This window comes from Metabacillus hrfriensis (genome assembly GCF_030127205.1).
GTDB lineage: Bacteria > Bacillota > Bacilli > Bacillales > Bacillaceae > Bacillus_P > Bacillus_P dongyingensis.
The window spans coordinates 260,001-275,203 of record NZ_CP126116.1 but is presented as its reverse complement, the minus strand read 5'-3'; the positions used below and the strand labels follow the sequence as shown (position 1 = coordinate 275,203).

The following is a 15,203-nucleotide window of genomic DNA, read 5'->3' as shown; positions in this document are numbered from 1 at the left end:
TAAAAGCCTCCATAACCATTAGTTTTTGATGTTTATAAAGAGAATGAGGGTCCTGTAACAGTCCCCTCAGTGAAATTCAAGCTATTATCTTTATACTGCTTCTTGAGTGTAAGCTACTTCTTCTTCGATATTCTTCTTTAAGAGTATTGTCATTAATGCTGTTGTAAGGATACCAGCTGCAAAAGCAATCAAGAACATAACTGGTTTTTCAAAGAATGCAACTACAAAGATACCACCACTAGGTACAGGAGCTGCTGAACCCAGTGCCATTGCCAATGCGCCACCTACAGCTGAACCAACGACAATCGCAGGAATAACTTGTAGCGGTGCACCTACCGCAAATGGAATCGCACCTTCAGTAATCCCAGTAGCCCCCATGATTGTTGTAGGAAGAGCACTTTGTCTTTCTGCTGCCGTAAATTTCTTAGGAGCAAGTCTTGTTGCAAGGGCAAGCCCAATCGGTGGTGTCATAATTCCAATCCAGCATGCTGCCATTGGACCATAAACTCCTTCATTTAACATACCAACACAGAAGGCAAACGCTACTTTATTAATAGGGCCTCCCATATCAAACGCTATCATCGCGCCAATAATCAATCCAAGTAACGCTAGATTTCCACCGCTCATTGATGATAACCAGCCTTCTAAACCTTTAGAAGCTAACGCGATTGGCTGACCAATGATATACATTAATAAGGAAACAGCTCCAACACCTAATAACGGAATAACAATAATTGGTTTTAGTGCAGCAATATATGAGTGCATAGGAAGCTTTTTAATAAAATTAACAATATAGCCTGCAAGGAAACCTGCAACAATACCACCAAAAAATCCTGCGCCGATTTCATGAGCAATCAATCCACCAACCATACCTGGAGCAATACCCGGACGGTCTGCGATAGAATAAGCCATATAACCTGCCATTACGGGAACCATTAAGGAGAAAATCAATACCCCGACTTCAACAGTTTGTTTAGCAAAACCTGCTTCTTGTTCGCCGCCGCCTAAAAGTAAACCAATTGTTAGAAGAAGACCTCCCGCAACAACAAATGGCAGCATATAGGAAACACCAGTCATTAAATGTGTTTTAGCTTCTTCAAGGATCTTTTTCATTGTCGAATTCTCCCCCTTTTTACTTTACTAGCTCAAGAGCTTTGTTGATAAGTCCCTGCGGATTTTTAACTGCTTCCGCAACCGGAACCTTTACAGTTGGAATATCATTAAAACGATCTGCTTTTGCAATCGCTGTATCGACAGCTAAAATCAGAACATTCGCATCCGCAACTTCTTTCGCTGAAATCGAATTTTCCAATCCCATTGCACCTTGTTTTTCAACTTTGATTTGAAGTCCCATCTTTTTTGCTGTCATTTCTAAAGCCGCTGCGGCCATATTTGTATGTGCTACTCCTGCTGGGCAAGCCGTAATTGCGATAATTTTCATAATTATATCCACCTTTTCTTAGTTTGATTTTTGAGTAACTAATTCATCCATTAGTTCTAGAACTTGTTTGGGCTGCGTTGCATGCATCAGCTGATAACGGAACTCATCATCCATTAATTTGCCTGACAATGCTGCTAAAATTTGCAGATGAGTCGTGTCACCTTCTATTGCTGGTATTGCCAGCATGATAATCATAGTTACAGGTTTATCATCTAAGGAATTCCAGTCAATTTCATTTGTAGTTTTCCCGATAATGATACTTGCTGTTTTAACGGTATCACTTTTACAATGCGGGATGGCAAATCCATTGCCAAAACCAGTCGTAAATTCTGCTTCTCTTTCAAGTACACCTTGGAAAAATACAGACTCTGAATCAATTCTTCCTTGTTTTGCTAGCAACGAAGTTAATTGAGAAATCACTTCTTTCTGGGTTACAGCAACCAAGTTTAACTCAATCAAGTCTTCATTAATCAATGATTTGATTTCCAACACTTCACCTTCCATCTAGTTGAATTTTTTCTAATCAAAAGTTTCTTTATGAAAACCCTTACAATAGATAACGTTATCTTCTACACTTTGAATTTTACCTAGTTTAAAGCCAAAATAAAAATTAATAAATTTCCTTATCGTTTAGGAAACGGTAACAAACTTCATTAATTAGACAAAAAAAAGGTAAAGATCCTTCTCACAGAATCTTTACGCTTTCTCTAATCCCAGTGCCTAGAGGTTTAGTTAAACATGAATACAGATTGCTGTCCCCATTCTTTATGAAAAGAAGCTGAATCAACTGGTGCTCCAGGAGTATATATGCTCGAACAACCCTATTTCGATTCTTTATAACCAACCATTTAACTTATAGTATCACAGGAAATAGAGCCCAAGCAGATCCGCTTCGGATCTATTTCTTCGCTTCGACATTTTCTTTACCATCCTTAAGATGGTTCAATTCCTGCTGGTCAGATACCGGCTTGATTACTCTATCCGGCAGGGTGTGAGCCAATCGTTTCAGAGTAAACGAACAAGCTTCTGCTGCTATCCATGCATATGGAATACTGAATATCGCTACGAGCAATAAAGAATGAAAATGAAAAGACGCACCAACACCTGGTCCTAACACAGGAAAGCGGAAAATAAAAAGAATCGTAATGATTCCCATAAATAAGGCAGCTCCCGCCAAGAAAACAACCAAAAATCTTGTTTTCGACTTATAGAAGGAAACACCAAGTACCAATCCTAGAATACCCGTTGTGAAGGAAAAAATAATTAGTTCGCTAGGCTGGATAAACAATAAAAGGAGGATCGTAACAAAATAGGAAAGGAATCCGTGCCTGACGGAAACAATCGTTGCTAAAAATATTGGTAAAGTCGTCATGGCACTTACAAAAAAACCGATGCCGGGCATATATCCCCCAGCTGACTGGAATATGGCTGCAAACGAGCTTATTATCGCGGTAAGTATTAGTTTGGTGGTAGGCAACAATTCCATAAAATCGTGTTTGATTCCAAAGAAAGGCTGCTGCCAATACTGTACGGCTTTCCTTTTTATCCTTTTCATGAATCCCACCTCCAACAATACTAAACTAACCTTATGCTATTCACTGTTTTAAGTAAAAATCACTGTATGTTTATCAACTATTTAGATAATTGATTTATGAAATTATAGTCCTTTTTATGGCCGCCTCGATTCCTCCAACGCTGTTGTGAAAAATGGTCTATTCCTTGTTAGATTCATCGGCCCTAATTCGGTATTAATAAAACAGCTCTAATCATATTCTTATAAAAGAAAACTTAGAAGGAGTGTAAAATTTATTGATAAAAGTTAAGGTTAGTTTACGGCCTATTGTAAGCAAGGTGAATTTACCGACTGTTTTGAAAACAGCGATACTTCCGGGTGACTCAAAAGAAACATTATTTATTGCAACCCAGGTAGGAGAGATTTTTTACGTAAGAGACGGAGTTATACGGACTTTTTTAGATATTCGCCCGCGAATCGTAAAACTAGGTGCTTCTGGTGGTGGATATGATGAACGGGGGTTGCTAGGGCTAGCGTTTCATCCAGAATTTTATTATAACGGTCTGTTTTATCTTCATTATTCAGTAGCTGGAACACAAGGTCCAGGTGCTCTTCCTGAATCTTTTAGGCCTAACCCGTGTGATCCTAAAACTTTAAACCTAAGGTGGATAAATAGAGAAACTCAATATGATCATATTGATACAATTGAAGAATGGATTTTACAATCGAATGGTCAACCCAAAAAACGCCGGGCATTACTGAACTTAAGAAGACCATTTTCAACTCATAATGGGTTCAATAGTTTAAACTTTTCACCTGAAACAAGAAAACTTGTTTTAACAACCGGAGATGGAGGATCTGCCTATGATCCATTTAACTTAAGCCAGGACGATCTAGAAATTGCAGGTAAAATAATTGAAATTGATGTAGGCAAGAATACATACATCAATAACCCACCCATTGTCACACGTTTTAATGAACTTCCCACAACTATTCAGGAAACACTCATGGTGATGGCCAAAGGGGTTCGCAATATACCAGGCATTTCATTTCAAAAATTTTATAATCAGTATATTAAATATGCAGGAAATGTCGGCCAGGCTTTGGTCGAGTCAATTTTTTCATTCGTTCATTATAAACCAATACCGGTTACTCAGCTTATTCAAGCTTCTTTCATGGATTCTGAACCTGACAAAAAAGGAATTATTAACTTTGGCTGGCGAGGTTGGGAAGGTGCTTTTCCTGCTTCAATTATGAGAGGCTGCACTATAAATCCAACTTTGGATGAGAAAACAATCGCTTATTACAATGAAGCAATAACACTTTCAGGGAGTCGTCTTCAGCCTTTAACTAGTTATTTTCATAAAGATGCCAGACCCGATAAGTTTGCGGGAACCGCACTTACAGGTGTCCAGCCATATATGGGGAACAGAATCCCTGGTTTAACAGGAAGAGTTGTGTTTACCGATCTTGCCCAGAAAGAATCTCAACCTCAGGTTAGAGGGGGTTTAGCTTATACCTTCGTAAGACCAAATGGTAAACAAAATGATTTTAGTGTGATACAAACCGATTATGATTTTGGGTCTCAATCAGCCTATTATGTTAGTTTAGGAACGAATCTGAATCAAACCAGATTATATTTAGGGGTATATGGCGCTATGAAAGTGACTGATTTTAACCAAGGCACTGTTTTTGAAATTATTCCGTGATTCAAAACTATAAATTCGATTTAATACCTTCGATGCATTACTACCAAAAGAACTTATCAAAACAAAAACACGCTGAAGCCATTGAAGATTTATGAGATTGTTTGGATAAGCAATTGGACCCCCAATTTGTTGGACAAATTTATCGAGATGATTTCGGAAGACTAAATCGTGCATTTTAATAAATGCACGACCGTTTTTTAAACGCTGGTATTTTTTTTTCCTTCTAAACTCCCTCAGTTTGGTACGAATATCTCTCGAATTCTCACTTATTCGCTAGATTTCATAACCCTTGTAATTGGATTTCCGGGTAATTGAAATGAGATCAGATCATTTTGGCTTCGTCGTGTCTTGATATGTAAATTTTAATAACACAAAAAACCACTCCCTAATTTTAATAGGAAGTGGTTATTGCTATTGATATAAGTTTTTCACATGACTACTTCACAAATTAAGTGAAATTGGTCGAAAAATAGGATTAACTATTTCTCATATGTTTGGCTCAGGAAAGCCTTACATCATGCCGCCCATACCGCCCATGCCGCCCATATCAGGCATTGCAGGAGCATTTTCTTCAGGCTTGTCAGCAACAACTGCTTCAGTTGTTAAGAACATAGCCGCTACAGATGCAGCGTTTTGAAGAGCTGAACGCGTTACTTTAGTTGGGTCAACGATACCAGCTTCGATCATGTTTACCCAAGCTCCAGTTGCAGCGTTGAAGCCAGTTCCTACTTCAGCATGCTTTAGACGCTCAACGATAACTGAGCCTTCAAGACCAGCGTTGTGTGCGATTTGGCGTACTGGCTCTTCAAGAGCACGTAATACAATGTTTACGCCTGTTGCGAAATCGCCTTCGCCTTCTACTGATGCAACTTTGTTGTATACATTTACAAGGGCAGTACCACCGCCTGATACGATGCCTTCTTCTACTGCAGCGCGAGTAGAGTTCAATGCATCTTCAATGCGAAGTTTGCGCTCTTTTAATTCTGTTTCAGTTGCAGCACCAACTTTGATGACTGCTACACCGCCAGCTAATTTCGCTAGACGCTCTTGTAATTTTTCTTTATCGAACTCAGAAGTTGTTTCTTCTAATTGAGCACGGATTTGTTTTACGCGGCCTGCAATTTTGTCAGACTCTCCAGCACCTTCAACAATTGTTGTGTTTTCTTTTGTTACAACAACTTTAGAAGCGCGGCCAAGTTGAGTGATGTTTGCAGATTTAAGATCTAAGCCTAAATCTTCAGTGATCACTTCTCCGCCAGTAAGAACTGAAATATCTTCAAGCATTGCTTTGCGGCGGTCGCCGAATCCAGGAGCTTTAACAGCTACTGCATTGAATGTTCCGCGAAGTTTATTTACTACTAGAGTAGCAAGTGCTTCACCTTCAACATCTTCAGCAATCAATAATAGAGGCTTGCCTTGTTGAACAACTTGTTCTAATACAGGCAGGATCTCTTGGATGTTAGTGATTTTTTTGTCTGTGATTAAGATGTATGGGTTGTCAAGGACAGCTTCCATTTTATCTGAATCAGTTACCATGTAAGGAGATGCATATCCGCGGTCGAATTGCATACCTTCAACTACTTCAAGCTCAGTAGTGAAGCCTTTTGATTCTTCGATTGTGATAACGCCGTCGTTTCCAACGCGCTCCATAGCTTCAGCAATCAATTGGCCAACTTCATCATCAGCAGCAGAAATCGCAGCTACTTGAGCAATGGATTCTTTGCTTTCGATTGGTTTAGAAATAGCTTTTAATTCTTCCGTTGCAACAATAACAGCTTTTTCAATACCTTTGCGGATACCCATTGGGTTAGCACCAGCTGTTACGTTTTTAAGACCTTCGCGGATCATTGCCTGAGCAAGAACCGTTGCAGTTGTTGTTCCGTCACCGGCAACATCGTTTGTTTTGCTTGCAACTTCAGCAACAAGCTTTGCACCCATGTTTTCGAATGCATCTTCAAGCTCGATTTCTTTTGCAATTGTCACACCGTCATTTGTAATAAGCGGAGAACCGAATTTCTTTTCAAGAACCACGTTGCGTCCTTTTGGTCCAAGCGTAACTTTAACTGCATTAGCGAGTGCATCAACCCCGCGCAGCATTGCGCGGCGAGCGTCTTCACTGAATTTAATGTCTTTAGCCATGTTCCATTACCTCCTAAGAATGATGTTCTATGATATTGGAAATTTTTATAAATTAGCCGATAACTGCTAAAATGTCGCTTTCGCGTAAGATTAAGTATTCAGAACCCTCATACTTCACTTCTGTACCAGAGTATTTTGAGAAGATGATGCGATCGCCTTCTGCAACTTCAAGAGCAACACGCTCACCGTTGTCAAGCACACGGCCAGTACCTACTGCCACTACTTTACCTTCTTGCGGTTTTTCTTTGGCACTATCCGGCAGTACGATCCCACTAGCAGTTTTTTCTTCAGATTGTACAAGCTCAATTACGACACGATCACCTAATGGCTTTAACAAGTGAAACAACCTCCTCAAGATTTCATTAATTTAAATTTTCATTTTATTAGCACTCATATGTCTTGAGTGCTAACACAAGTATTATATTATATAATCTCTCGTGCAAATTCAAGTAATATGTTAAAAAAAATTGAAATCCTTTTCCTTATGCCGATTTCACATGTTTATAGCCATTCCTGCATACCCTATATGCGTTATCTTCCTACATCTTGCCTGATTTATGGTACAATTATGCCTAGCTGAAATTTTGCTTATATTGACTTAAATCATCCGGCAAGTTAAAGGAGTCGTTCAATTGAAGAAAGAATACTGGCTTATTATTTTGACATATATAGTCATGCAGTTTTCAGGCATTCTCGGCATTCCGCTTCTGCTTAAACTTGGCGTCGGAGAGGATCAATCGCTCCGCATGGCCCAGATTACAGCATCAGGCTATTGGACGGTTTTCAGCTTTGCAGCTGCCTTTGTAATCGTACTTCTTCTGCTCCGCAGCCATTTTAAAAGCAATGACCTCAGGGGCGATGCAGCTCCCGCTGGTCCATCCGTCTTATGGGCTGTCGGCGGCGTGTTTATGGCACTTTCAGTTCAGGTGATCGCGGCCAATATTGAGATTCAGGTATTTGGCATTGAAGGTGAATCTGAAAATACGAAAGTCATCATGGAAGTATTGAAGGTTACGCCTTTGCTCATAGTCGTGACTTCCATCATAGGTCCTATCCTGGAAGAGATTATTTTCAGAAAAATTTTATTCGGCGCTTTGTATCAGCGCATCAATTTCTTTTTATCGGCACTGATCAGTTCGATTGTATTCGCACTAGTTCACGGTGAACCTCAGCATCTTCTTCTTTATGGATCAATGGGGTTTGTGTTTGCTTTTCTATATGTAAAAACAAAGCGTCTCCTGGTTCCTATTTTTGCCCATGTTGCGATGAATACGTTTGTTGTCATTCTGCAATCGAACCGGGAACAGCTTGAGGAAATGCTGAAACAGGCAGAACAAATGCAATTTATTTTTGGAGGCATGTAAGCATGAGAACAAGCCCAATTTCAATGGGGATCTTTTACTTGGCGATGGGTATTCTGTTTACCTATCTCGCCGTAAACAGTTCAGAAAGCGGGATTTGGTCGTTTCCGACAATCCTGCTGATGTTAATCGCGACGTTTGATCTTGGAGTCGCATTTAGAATGTTCAATCTCTCTTTCAAAGTCAAAGCGAAGAAAAAATAAAAAAAAGGGTGGTCCTGCAGACAGGATCACCCTTCTTTATTTGCTTCTTCAAACTGAGTCCGCTGCGCCTTGCGGTAAGCAAACCTTGAGACAACAATGCTTATTTCATACAGGATAAACAGCGGTACGGAAACCATTAGATGCGAGACAAGCTCCGGCGGTGTAATTAACGCTGCAATAACAAGCAGAATGAAGTACGCATATTTTCGGATTTTCACGAGGAACATCGGTGTGACAATGCCGAGCCTCGTTAAGAACATAATAACAACCGGAAGCTGAAACAGCAGTCCAAATGGCACTGTCAGCTGAATTAAAAACTGAAAGTATTCGTTGATTCCAATGACTTGATTAATCTCTAAATCATTGGACATACGCTCCATGAAATCCACGACAAATGGAAAGAGCAAAAAATACGAAAAGCTGATGCCTGCGAGAAACAGTCCAATAGAAATTGGAATATAGCTCAGTGTGACCCTTCTTTCCTTTTCGTAGAGGCCAGGGCTTACAAATGCCCATAGCTGATAGAGGATGATAGGCGATGTAATAATAAAAGCAATGATAAACGCGAATTGCATATAGACCATAAGCGGATCGGTCATTCGGAATGAATTCAGCGTTAAGCTCTGAGCTTCATTCGTATGCTGTAAATAGATGATAATCGGCTTTGCTAATAAAAAGCCGGCAATCACAGAGAGGAAAAGGGAAAAGACTGTAATGATCAGCCTTTTCCGAAGCTCAGCAATGTGATCGATAACCGACATTTCGTTTTGTTTCATGACAGCTTTCATCCTATCTTACTTCTCTTCTTTCTTTTTATCTTCATCGTCGTCCGCCAGACCCTTCGTTGCATGCTTAAATTCACGCAATGAGTTGCCAATTGCTTTACCAAGCTCAGGCAGCTTCTTTGGCCCAAAGATTAATAGTGCTGCAAAGACGATCAGCAGCAAACTTCCAAAACCGATATTAGGCATATCATTCACCTCAATTCTTAAGCGTTAGGATAGTGCTTCAAAAAGTACACGAGCGATTGCAGCTCTACTGCTAAATCAATATGATGAATTCTGATTTCCTCCGGTACATTTAATCTCGCAGGAGTAAAATTAAGAATTCCTTTAATTCCCTTTGCAATCAGCCTGTCCGTAATGGGCTGGGCAGCCTGTGCCGGAACCGTTAAAATGGCCACGGTCACATCATCAGGCAGGTGTTCTTCAAGATCAGCCAAATTATAAATAGGAACATCGCCGATTTCAGTGCCGATTTTTTTCTCGTCGACATCAAAGGCAAGTGAGATTAACGTATTATTGTTCTTCGTAAAATTATAATGCAAAAAGGCAGTGCCGAGATTACCGACACCAATTAAGGTAACCTTCGTCACCTCATCCTGATCGAGCGTTTTTCTGAAAAAAGAAAGAAGATAATTAACATTATACCCATATCCTTTTTTCCCAAGGGCTCCAAAGTAGGAAAAATCCCTGCGGATCGTGGCAGAATCCACTTTCACAGCATCACTCAGCTCCGCAGAAGAAACACGCTGCTTGCCTGATGCATGCAGATTCTTTAAAAAACGATAGTATAAAGGCAAGCGCTTAGCAGTAGCTTGCGGAATTTTCGATTGTTCGATGTTGTTCACGTTCTATCCCCCACATTCAAAGCTACAGGTTCATCTCGTGTATAATCCCCGCTTTTTCCGCCTGTTTTTACAGACAGATAGGCAGGTCCGATGATTAACCCTTTATCAAGTGCTTTACACATATCATATACGGTCAGGGCGCAGACAGAAGCGGAGGTTAGCGCTTCCATTTCAACACCTGTACTTCCTGTTGTTTTCACAGCTGCGGCTATCATCAGATGGAAAAGCCCGTTTTCTTTTTTCCATTCAAACTCAATATCGATTCCCTTGAGCGGAATCGGGTGACACATTGGGATAATATTCCATGTGTTTTTAGCAGCCATAATGCCGGCCACCTGTGCGACCCCCAGCACGTCCCCTTTTTGAAGCTTGTGATTTACGATTTGTTCATAGACATGTTCCTTCATAACAACGCTTGAAACTGCAACAGCGGTGCGCACAGAATCATGTTTGTTCGATATATCAACCATTTTGGCTCTGCCCTGCTGGTTAAAATGAGTAAAATTTGACATCTTTTAACGCCCCTCATACTAGACTATACACTATTTTTACTAATCTGTCTTTTTACTTATTGTGACAAATGTTCGCACCAGGAAAAGTACAATCATTGCGGCTCACTCTTCTATAAGCTACACTTAAATTATCATAGCCTGAGGTGAAAATACATGATTTTGCTACAAATAAACCAGCTGACGAAATACTTTGCAGCTGATCTTATATTATCGAATATCAAACTTGAAGTTCAAACACGGGATAAAATTGCCCTTGTCGGACGGAACGGGGCCGGTAAATCAACCCTGCTCAAAATTATTGCGGGTCAGCTTTCTTACGAATCCGGAGAGATTATCAAGCCAAAAGATGTGACGATTGGGTACCTTGCGCAGGATACAGGTCTCGAATCTAATCTATCTATTTGGGATGAAATGGTTTCTGTGTTTCAATTTTTAAAAGATATGGAGCAATCCATGCGTGATCTTGAACAAAAAATGGCCAATACAGATCCCGCAAAGCGGGAATTTGAACAATATTTAAAAGAATACGACCGCCTGCAAATTGAGTTTAAAGAAAAAGGCGGCTATCAATATGAGGCAGATATCCGTTCTGTTCTTCATGGTCTGGGATTCGCGGATTTCGATGTCTCTTCTCCTATCCAGCGTTTGAGCGGAGGCCAGAAAACGCGCCTTGCCCTTGGAAAGCTGCTTTTGACGAGTCCTGACTTATTAGTTCTGGATGAGCCGACAAACCACCTGGATATTGAAACGCTGTCCTGGCTTGAGCAATATCTTCAAGGCTACAGCGGAGCGATTTTAATCGTTTCCCATGACCGCTATTTTCTTGATAAAGTGGTGAACCAGGTCTACGAAATCTCCAGGAGTACAAGCATCAAATACATCGGCAACTACAGCCGCTACCTTGAGCAAAGCGCTGAAAACTTTGAGCGCGAATTAAAGCTGTACGAAAAACAGCAGGATGAAGTGGCCAAATTAAAAGATTTCATTCAGAAAAATATGGCCAGAGCGTCAACTACAAAACGCGCTCAAAGCCGGAGAAAAAAACTGGACCGCATGGAATTGATGGACAGGCCGCAGGGCGACGAGAAATCAGCTCATTTCCGCTTTGATATTGAAAGGCAAAGCGGCAACGATGTACTGAAAGCGAAGGATATTGCTGTTTCCTATAATGGCTCAGACCCAATCATTTCAAACGTTTCTTTTTCCATATCAAGAGGTGACAGCATTGCTCTTGTCGGACCAAATGGAGTCGGCAAATCGACGCTTCTAAAAACAATCATTGATAAGATGGCTCCATTAAAAGGATCATTCGAAATAGGTTCAGGCGTGAAGATTGGATACTACGATCAGGAGCAGGCGAATTTAACTTCGAATAAACGTGTGCTTGATGAATTGTGGGATGAATACCCGATGCTGAATGAAAAAGAAATCCGGACTGTGCTCGGCAATTTCCTTTTTTCTGGTGACGATGTTTTAAAGAATGTTTCTACTTTAAGCGGCGGGCAAAAGGCAAGATTGGCTCTTGCTAAGCTAATGCTTCAAAAGGCAAATCTGCTTATCCTTGATGAGCCGACAAACCATCTAGATCTGGACAGCAAAGAAGTGCTGGAAAATGCCCTGATTGATTACCCTGGCACAATACTATTTGTATCCCACGATAGATACTTCATTAATCGCATTGCTACAAAAGTATACGAACTTTCAGCAAGCGGCGTTAATGAATACCTGGGGGACTATGATTACTATCAATCTAAAAAGGCAGAACAGCTGGAGCTTGCAGCTCTTGATGCAGTCCCTGATCTAAAGCCGAAAGAAAATCAAAATAAGCTATCCTATGAACAAGATAAAGAAGCGAAAAAATTGGCAAGACAAAAACAAAGAAGACTGCAGGAAGTAGAAGAGCGAATCTCGTTCGTTGAACAGCAGATCGAGAAGAATGAAGAGCTGTTATGTGATCCAGAGATTTATCAAAATCATACAAAGGTACAGGAAATAAACACAGAAAACGACGGTTATCACGAAGAACTCGAAAATCTAATGAATGAATGGGAACAGCTTCAGGAGGATTAACAGCTTTGTACACAAATTAAAAAACTCAGTGCCTATTATGGCACTGAGTTTTTTAGTTATCCACACTAAAAAATCTTATTTTATAAGGTTTCCACTCTTTTATTCACATTATCCACAAAATAGAGCTTTTTTATCCACATTGTCCACAGGTTATTCAATGCTTATTCAACAAGCTTTTCTAAAATCTGAAAAAGGTTATTAGACAGCATGTGGATAACATGTTAATACACCATATTAACTCGGTAATTCCAGTCCAGGATTTGCATTCATTCTCAAATTGCCTCTATGGCCCTTTTTATAAAGTACACTTCCTGCTGCAGCAATCATAGCAGCATTGTCTGTACATAGAGATAATGGAGGAATCAGTAATTCTACGTCCTTAAATTCTTTAAACTTTTCTTCTAAAGCTGCTCTTAAACCGCGATTTGCTGCTACCCCTCCAGCAAGAAGAACCTGCTTTACTTGGTATTTCTCAGCTGCAGATGCTGTTTTAGTGACAAGAACATCGATGACGCTTGCCTGAAAGCTTGCGGCTAAATCATGAGGATCAATCACTTCACCTCGCTGCTCTGCATTATGAAGAGTATTGATGACAGCTGATTTTAAACCGCTGAAGCTAAAGTTGTAAGAATCAGGCTCTAGCCAGGCTCTAGGTAAATTGATGACTGGAGATCCTTCCGCTGCCATCCGGTCTATATGAGGACCTCCCGGATAAGGCAGATGGAGAGTTCTTGCCACTTTGTCATACGCTTCTCCTGCAGCATCATCAAGCGTTTCTCCTATTACTTCAAACAATCCATGTTCTTTCATATAAACTAGTTCAGTATGTCCACCGGATACCACAAGCGACAGCAAAGGAAACTGCAATTCGGAGATCAGCTGATTTGCGTAGATATGCCCTGCAATATGGTGAACGCCTATTAATGGAAGCTGATGGGCAAATGCAAGTGCTTTTGCTGCATTGACTCCAATTAAAAGTGCTCCAACAAGACCCGGTCCCTCAGTAACGGCGATGGCATCCAGGTCTTTAAATGTCATTTCCGCCTGTTCCATCGCTTCTTCAAGCACAAGTGTAAGCTGTTCAACATGATGTCTCGATGCGATCTCAGGTACAACACCGCCAAAACGTTTATGGCTTTCAATTTGAGAAGCGACAACATTCGAAATGATTTCCCGCCCGTTTTTTACAATAGATACGGCCGTTTCATCACAGCTTGTCTCTATTCCTAATATATATTGATCTTTTTCTGTCATTTTAGATTCACCCACATTACTAAAGCATCTTCCCCGTTATCTGTATAATACCGTTTTCTAATCCCGCCGGGCTGAAAACCGAGCTTGGTGTACAAAGATTGCGCTACATGATTTGAGACTCTTACTTCAAGAGAAATTTTTCCTGCACCATACTCCTTTGCCATTCCGATTGCCTGTTTCAGCAAAGTCTCACCAATCTTATTCCCTCTGAAACCAGGCAAAACGGCGATATTCGTTACTTGGGCCTCATCCATAATGATCCAAAGTCCGCAATACCCGATAATCTTTTGATCAAATTCTACAACAAGATATTTAGCAAAATGATTTTGAGTTAATTCATTGTGAAAGGATTCCTTCAGCCAAGGTGTTGCAAAGGATTGCGTTTCTATTTCATAAACATCATCAATATCATCTACATTCATAAGCCGAATCTTGATTGTATCCTGTTCCTGCTTCAACCTTCTCACCCACTTACTTCTGTTGTTCGAGCCACTTTACTTCTGCCTCTGCTAAACGGATATAGTTCGGCACGAAAGTATGTACATCCTCAGGCTCTTTCATCAGACCGATTTTACCAAGCATTGCCGGTCTTGGATTATGCTCGGTCATACTTGCAATCACAGCCTGATCCCCCAGGACTTCAACGATTAACTCCTGATGCAAGCTAACATCATTCCCGATGAAAAGAATTTGCTTCTTTTCCTTTTTTAATTCTGAAAGCCAATCAGACAGCAGGAGATTTTGATCGTTTCTTCTATTAATAAGCTCCCCATCTGCATACTCATACAACCCTGTATACACCTGACCGCGCCGTGCATCAAAAATTGGGCAGATATAGCCATTAAAATAGCTTCCGCCAGCTGCAAGGACCTCAAGACTTGAAACACTGGCAAGCGGTATATTCAACGTCCATGCAAGCGTTTTAGCTATGCTGACACCAATTCGGAGGCCGGTATAAGATCCAGGCCCGCAAGCAACAATGACACGATCCAGCTCTTCAGGCCTGATCCCGCATTCCTGCATAAGCCATTCAACAGCCGGCATCGCCCGGACCGAATGATTCTGCTTAATGTTTGTTATATATTCTCCAATCACTTTGATGTCATCCACTATGGCAACACCAAGCGTCAAATTGGACGTATCAATCGCTATTGCTTTCATCTATAAGCTCCTTACATATACCTAAATAGTGATCCCCGATAGGTTCAAAGATAATTTCACGGGATTCATCTTCCACACGAAGGATACGAATACCAAGACGATCGGGAGGAAGCTGCTCCTGAATAAGATGTGCCCATTCAACAACAGTGACACCCTCTCCTTCAAAAAACTCATCAAAACCTAAGTCCTCATCACTGTCATCCATCCTGT

The 15,203-nt window shown here is 40.7% G+C and carries 18 protein-coding genes (1 of these 18 only partly in view); 4 read left to right on the top strand and 14 right to left on the bottom strand.

Features of this window, described 5'->3' with window-relative positions; translation table 11 throughout:
- Positions 1–90: 90 nt before the first annotated feature.
- The 4 genes from QLQ22_RS01590 to QLQ22_RS01575 form a co-directional block, all read right to left on the bottom strand.
- A complete protein-coding gene (locus QLQ22_RS01590; RefSeq protein ID WP_252207908.1) occupies positions 91–1,113 on the bottom strand; it encodes a PTS fructose transporter subunit IIC in 1,023 nt (340 codons plus the stop codon).
- A gap of 19 nt (positions 1,114–1,132) precedes the next feature.
- Entirely contained in the window at positions 1,133–1,441 is a 309-nt protein-coding gene (locus tag QLQ22_RS01585) for a PTS fructose transporter subunit IIB (RefSeq protein WP_252207907.1), read from the bottom strand.
- A gap of 18 nt (positions 1,442–1,459) precedes the next feature.
- Positions 1,460–1,930, bottom strand: coding sequence for a PTS sugar transporter subunit IIA (locus QLQ22_RS01580; RefSeq protein WP_252207906.1), 471 nt, complete (start codon positions 1,928–1,930; stop codon positions 1,460–1,462).
- A gap of 409 nt (positions 1,931–2,339) precedes the next feature.
- A complete protein-coding gene (locus tag QLQ22_RS01575) occupies positions 2,340–2,996 on the bottom strand; it encodes a YybS family protein (RefSeq protein ID WP_284015873.1) in 657 nt (218 codons plus the stop codon).
- A 254-nt stretch (positions 2,997–3,250) separates the two neighbouring features.
- Between QLQ22_RS01575 and QLQ22_RS01570 the strand changes: the two genes are divergently transcribed.
- Positions 3,251–4,663 carry a PQQ-dependent sugar dehydrogenase gene (locus tag QLQ22_RS01570; RefSeq protein ID WP_284015872.1) on the top strand — a complete coding sequence of 471 codons (1,413 nt, stop codon included), beginning with the start codon at positions 3,251–3,253 and terminating at the stop codon, positions 4,661–4,663.
- Between the two features lie 510 nt (positions 4,664–5,173).
- On the opposite strand, the gene groL is transcribed toward QLQ22_RS01570, so the two are convergent.
- Positions 5,174–6,802 carry a chaperonin GroEL gene (groL, locus tag QLQ22_RS01565; RefSeq protein WP_223439041.1) on the bottom strand — a complete coding sequence of 543 codons (1,629 nt, stop codon included), beginning with the start codon at positions 6,800–6,802 and terminating at the stop codon, positions 5,174–5,176.
- Positions 6,803–6,854: 52 nt separating this feature from the next.
- Positions 6,855–7,139 carry a co-chaperone GroES gene (gene groES / locus QLQ22_RS01560; protein ID WP_133313877.1) on the bottom strand — a complete coding sequence of 95 codons (285 nt, stop codon included), beginning with the start codon at positions 7,137–7,139 and terminating at the stop codon, positions 6,855–6,857.
- Positions 7,140–7,434: 295 nt separating this feature from the next.
- Here groES and QLQ22_RS01555 point away from each other — a divergent pair, with 295 nt between their 5' ends.
- Together QLQ22_RS01555 and QLQ22_RS01550 are read left to right on the top strand one after the other, a co-directional pair.
- On the top strand, positions 7,435–8,166 hold the full coding sequence (locus QLQ22_RS01555) for a CPBP family intramembrane glutamic endopeptidase (RefSeq protein ID WP_223439039.1): 732 nt from the start codon (positions 7,435–7,437) through the stop codon (positions 8,164–8,166).
- Between the two features lie 2 nt (positions 8,167–8,168).
- Positions 8,169–8,366, top strand: coding sequence for a YdiK family protein (locus tag QLQ22_RS01550; RefSeq protein WP_223439038.1), 198 nt, complete (start codon positions 8,169–8,171; stop codon positions 8,364–8,366).
- A gap of 26 nt (positions 8,367–8,392) precedes the next feature.
- Here QLQ22_RS01550 and tatC read toward each other — a convergent pair whose 3' ends face one another.
- From tatC to moaC, 4 genes are read right to left on the bottom strand one after another with little or no spacing between them, the layout of a single operon-like run.
- Entirely contained in the window at positions 8,393–9,142 is a 750-nt protein-coding gene (gene tatC / locus QLQ22_RS01545) for a twin-arginine translocase subunit TatC (protein WP_284015871.1), read from the bottom strand.
- Between the two features lie 18 nt (positions 9,143–9,160).
- Positions 9,161–9,337, bottom strand: a complete 177-nt coding sequence (locus QLQ22_RS01540) for a twin-arginine translocase TatA/TatE family subunit (RefSeq protein WP_223439036.1) — start codon at positions 9,335–9,337, stop codon at positions 9,161–9,163.
- A 17-nt stretch (positions 9,338–9,354) separates the two neighbouring features.
- Positions 9,355–9,996 (bottom strand): redox-sensing transcriptional repressor Rex, encoded by a 642-nt coding sequence (locus tag QLQ22_RS01535; RefSeq protein ID WP_284015870.1) that lies wholly within the window; start codon positions 9,994–9,996, stop codon positions 9,355–9,357.
- Complete coding sequence (gene moaC / locus QLQ22_RS01530) at positions 9,993–10,508, bottom strand: cyclic pyranopterin monophosphate synthase MoaC (protein ID WP_284015869.1); 516 nt, start codon at positions 10,506–10,508, stop codon at positions 9,993–9,995. Before moaC ends, QLQ22_RS01535 begins: the two co-directional genes overlap by 4 nt.
- A 153-nt stretch (positions 10,509–10,661) precedes the next feature.
- Between moaC and QLQ22_RS01525 the strand changes: the two genes are divergently transcribed.
- Positions 10,662–12,578, top strand: coding sequence for an ABC-F family ATP-binding cassette domain-containing protein (locus tag QLQ22_RS01525; RefSeq protein ID WP_252207902.1), 1,917 nt, complete (start codon positions 10,662–10,664; stop codon positions 12,576–12,578).
- 234 nt (positions 12,579–12,812) lie between these two features.
- Here QLQ22_RS01525 and tsaD read toward each other — a convergent pair whose 3' ends face one another.
- The 4 genes in view from tsaD to tsaE are tightly spaced (at most 13 nt apart) and all read right to left on the bottom strand, a layout consistent with a single transcriptional unit that may run on beyond the window.
- Complete coding sequence (tsaD, locus tag QLQ22_RS01520; RefSeq protein ID WP_223439032.1) at positions 12,813–13,832, bottom strand: tRNA (adenosine(37)-N6)-threonylcarbamoyltransferase complex transferase subunit TsaD; 1,020 nt, start codon at positions 13,830–13,832, stop codon at positions 12,813–12,815.
- Positions 13,829–14,290 carry a ribosomal protein S18-alanine N-acetyltransferase gene (gene rimI / locus QLQ22_RS01515; RefSeq protein ID WP_223439031.1) on the bottom strand — a complete coding sequence of 154 codons (462 nt, stop codon included), beginning with the start codon at positions 14,288–14,290 and terminating at the stop codon, positions 13,829–13,831. The genes tsaD and rimI overlap by 4 nt, the downstream gene beginning before the upstream one ends.
- Before the next feature lie 13 nt (positions 14,291–14,303).
- Entirely contained in the window at positions 14,304–14,993 is a 690-nt protein-coding gene (gene tsaB / locus QLQ22_RS01510) for a tRNA (adenosine(37)-N6)-threonylcarbamoyltransferase complex dimerization subunit type 1 TsaB (protein ID WP_223439030.1), read from the bottom strand.
- Positions 14,974–15,203: the 3' portion of a tRNA (adenosine(37)-N6)-threonylcarbamoyltransferase complex ATPase subunit type 1 TsaE gene (gene tsaE / locus QLQ22_RS01505; RefSeq protein WP_223439029.1), read on the bottom strand. Its footprint extends 244 nt past the window's final position; the window shows 230 of its 474 coding nt (coding positions 245–474); its start codon lies beyond the right edge, outside the window; the stop codon is at positions 14,974–14,976. The genes tsaB and tsaE overlap by 20 nt, the downstream gene beginning before the upstream one ends.